Source organism: Streptococcus sp. HMSC076C08, assembly GCF_001810825.1.
In the GTDB taxonomy this organism is placed as follows: domain Bacteria; phylum Bacillota; class Bacilli; order Lactobacillales; family Streptococcaceae; genus Streptococcus.
In genome coordinates, this window is sequence record NZ_KV802736.1 from 229,397 (window position 1) to 229,691 (window position 295).

Annotated in this window: 1 protein-coding gene; it reads right to left on the minus strand. The window is 42.4% G+C overall.

Annotation, left to right across the window (positions count from 1 at the left end; genetic code table 11):
* Positions 1-295 (minus strand): Spy0128 family protein (locus HMPREF2766_RS10210; protein ID WP_315940709.1); only part of this gene is annotated, 295 nt, incomplete at both ends.

A 295-nucleotide genomic window follows, 5' to 3' on the forward strand; every position in this document is an offset into this window, starting at 1 on the left:
ACCTGCTTTTTCAGAGATAGTGTAAGTGTGGTTGTCTGCAGCATCATAGCTGATCACTGGGAAAGTAACAGTACCGTCTGCAGCATTCTTAGCTGTTGCGACTACTTTGTCACCTTCTTTAAGTTCAAACTCATATTTACCAGCTTCTAGAGCTTTACCATTCAAGACTTTAGTAGCCGTGATCGTTGCACTTGTTGTAGCTGCTTTATAAGTGTTGGTGAAGGTTGGGTTGTTATTAGTTGCAGTTGCAACAAGTTGGCCTTGGCCGTTATCTGTAACTGCTACCTTAACTTCG